Below are 3082 nucleotides of genomic sequence, written 5' to 3'. Positions count from 1 at the left end.
TGTTGTATTTGTTTGTGCAAGCTTTTAAAGAAGTGGGTCAAAATAAAGCAACCGAAGATTTTTCACAAAAAATAAAACCGTTAATATTTCAATTGAGTAATCAAGTAATTCAAAAGCAATTAAAATACGCACCTGTTTGGATACAGAAACGAATTAAAAAGTAATAATATTATTTTAATAATTTTAATCATCATTATGTAGATTAAACATGTTATATTAAACAAAAAAAATGTTATGAAAATCCAATACTGTTCCGATTTACATTTAGAGTTTCCTGAGAACAAAAAGTATATTTTGGAAAATCCTATAAAACCAAAAGCTGAAATTTTAATTTTAGCTGGAGATATTGTACCTTTTGCTGTAATAGATAAACATCAAGATTTTTTTGACTATGTTTCAGAAAATTTCAGATATACGTTTTGGATTCCTGGTAACCACGAATATTATTACAGTGATATTAATAACAGAACGGGTAGTTTTGAAGAGAAAATAAGGGATAATGTGCTTTTACTGAATAATACTGTAAAAGAAATTGACGGAATTCGTTTTATCTTTTCAACGTTGTGGTCTGATATTTCGCCTGAAAGACAATTTCTGATACAGCAATCTCTTTCAGATTTCAAAGTAATTAAAAACAATAGTCGTTTATTTAATACAGATGATTATAATCTACTTTATCAAGAAAATTTACTCTTTTTAGAAAACGCGTTTAAACAATGTAGTAGTAGATCGGTTGTTATTACACATCACGTTCCTGTATTTGAAAATTATCCTGAACAATATAAAGATAGTAATATTAATGAAGCATTTGCTGTGGACTTGAGTAATTTAATATTAAATAATTCTTTGGATTACTGGATTTACGGACACCACCATTGTAATATATCTGATTTTAACATTGGCAATACTAAAATGATAACTAATCAGCTTGGTTATATCAGATATGAAGAAAACATCGGTTATAAGGAAAGTGCTGTTATAGAAATAAATAAATATTAAAACATTAATTTTTAGTATAATAAACCTATATTTGCATAATAAACCAAATGGGTTTATTATTGTTTTTTAAGTTTATTATCAATGGAAAAGCTAAAAGAATATATATACCACTTACTGGGGCAGAAAATAGAATTAAAGAAATTATCTGATAATATTTTGAATAAATTACCTTTTTTATTCAGAAATAGTTATGAGTTCTATAGCACTAGAATATCTAACCATGAGTTGATATTTTTAGTATTAGATAAAGAAGATACTTTTAACCCACAACAATTGAGAAAACAACTTGAGATAATCCGAAATGTTTTTAATAAACCTGTAGTGGTAATTGCCGAAGATATAACAACTGTTAATAGAAAAAGATTAATTGACTATAAAATCAGCTTTATCAGTCCAGGGAAACAAATGTTTCTTACCGAACTATTAGTAGATTTTCAAGATTTTAATAAGAAAGAAGATTTTAGAAAAAACATCAAATTGTTACCATCTGCTCAATTAATTGTACTTTATCATATCTTGCATAGAGAGGATGATCTAAGTAAATATACCTTTAAAGAACTGGCAGATAAATTTCAATATACCCAAATGGGTATTACAAAAGCTGTCAATGATCTTAAAAGAATGGGCCTAATTGATGTTATCGGCACAAAAGAGAAAAGTATTGTGTTTGAAAACGATGTCCCTAAACTATGGAAACAAGCTGAAGATTTATTTGTCGACCCGATTTTAAAAGCAGTATACATAGATAAGAAACCTGAAAAGCTGTTACGTTCAAACACCACGGCTTTGGAAGAATATACTGATATGAATCCGGGACTTCAGGATTGTTTTGCAATTGAAAGAAATAGATTTTATCAACTTAAAAAGGAAAAACAGTTTACAAATCTGAACGAAGAAAATGGTACTTACGCCCTTGAAGTATGGAAGTATAATCCGGAAATCATTGCAAAAGGTATAACTAAAAAAAATAATGTAGATCCACTATCTCTATACTTGAGTCTTAAAGATGGATTTATTGATGAAAGAACAGATATGGCATTGGATCAGATCATAAAAAAATATATATGGTAAGAGGTTTAAATATTTTTAGCGAACATTTTAAAGAGTACACTGGAAATTATGTGATTATTGGTGGAACAGCGTGCGATATCGTTATTGATACAGTTGGTTTAGTACCAAGGGCAACAAAAGATATTGATATTATTTTGGTAGTTGAAGCATTAAGCCCTCAATTTGTAGAGCATTTTTGGAATTTTATAAAAGAAGGAAACTATGAAGTAAGAGAGAAAAGTGAAGAGGATAGAAAGTATTACCGCTTCCTGAAACCCGAAAATGAGGAATTTCCTTTTCAGATAGAATTATTTTCAAGAATCCCAGACTTAATTGATTTGAAAGAAGATTCACATCTGACTCCAATTCCGGTTGATACAGAAATTTCAAGTCTTTCGGCTATTTTGATGGACGATGATTATTATAGCTTTACAACAAAAAACAGTCAGTTAAGTGGAGGTATTCATCTGGCTAACACAGAAGCACTAATAAGTCTGAAAGCAAAAGCATTTCTTGATTATAAAGCTAGAAAAGATAATGGAGAAAGCGTAGATGATCGGCAATTAAGAAAACACAAGACAGATGTTTTTAGGTTATTATTGCTGTTAAGTCCCGATGATAAATTCGCCATTCCTGAAACTATTAAAAAAGACTTGATGGAATTTTCCGAAGCTGTAAAAGATAATCTACCAGATAAACAAATATTCAAAGAAATGGGAGCAGGAAATATCAATGTAGACAATCTTTATAAATCATTTATAGAGATATTTGATTTGTAAAATTTTTATATAGATACGCCTTAACCAACTTGTCTAAAGGATTGAAGGTTGCATACAACAACACCCTTATGTTGTTTATAAAAAACTTTAGATAGTTAACTTCTTATAAACGCTCAATATAAAGTTATGTCTTAAACCAAATTTTTTTTGTATATTTGTACAACTATAATGACAGTTGATATTGTTACATAAACTTAAATACCATCATAATGTTATTTATTTCTTTATCCAAAGTACAGAGGAAAATCGTTGAA

The 3082-nt window shown here is 28.7% G+C and carries 3 protein-coding genes; all 3 read left to right on the top strand.

Annotation, left to right across the window (positions count from 1 at the left end):
* The first annotated feature begins 234 nt into the window (after positions 1–234).
* The 3 genes from EG240_RS16225 (at position 235) to EG240_RS16215 (ending at position 2828) form a co-directional block, all read left to right on the top strand.
* Entirely contained in the window at positions 235–999 is a 765-nt protein-coding gene (locus EG240_RS16225) for a metallophosphoesterase (RefSeq protein ID WP_125020372.1), read from the top strand.
* Positions 1000–1080: 81 nt separating this feature from the next.
* Positions 1081–2070 carry a MarR family transcriptional regulator gene (locus EG240_RS16220; protein WP_125020371.1) on the top strand — a complete coding sequence of 330 codons (990 nt, stop codon included), beginning with the start codon at positions 1081–1083 and terminating at the stop codon, positions 2068–2070.
* On the top strand, positions 2064–2828 hold the full coding sequence (locus EG240_RS16215; RefSeq protein ID WP_125020370.1) for a hypothetical protein: 765 nt from the start codon (positions 2064–2066) through the stop codon (positions 2826–2828). The genes EG240_RS16220 and EG240_RS16215 overlap by 7 nt, the downstream gene beginning before the upstream one ends.
* The last annotated feature ends 254 nt before the right edge of the window (positions 2829–3082 follow it).

It is taken from the genome of Paenimyroides tangerinum, assembly GCF_003865405.1.
GTDB lineage: Bacteria > Bacteroidota > Bacteroidia > Flavobacteriales > Flavobacteriaceae > Flavobacterium > Flavobacterium tangerinum.
The sequence above is the reverse complement of the archived record's forward strand: the minus strand, read 5'-3'. Positions and strand labels throughout refer to the sequence as shown.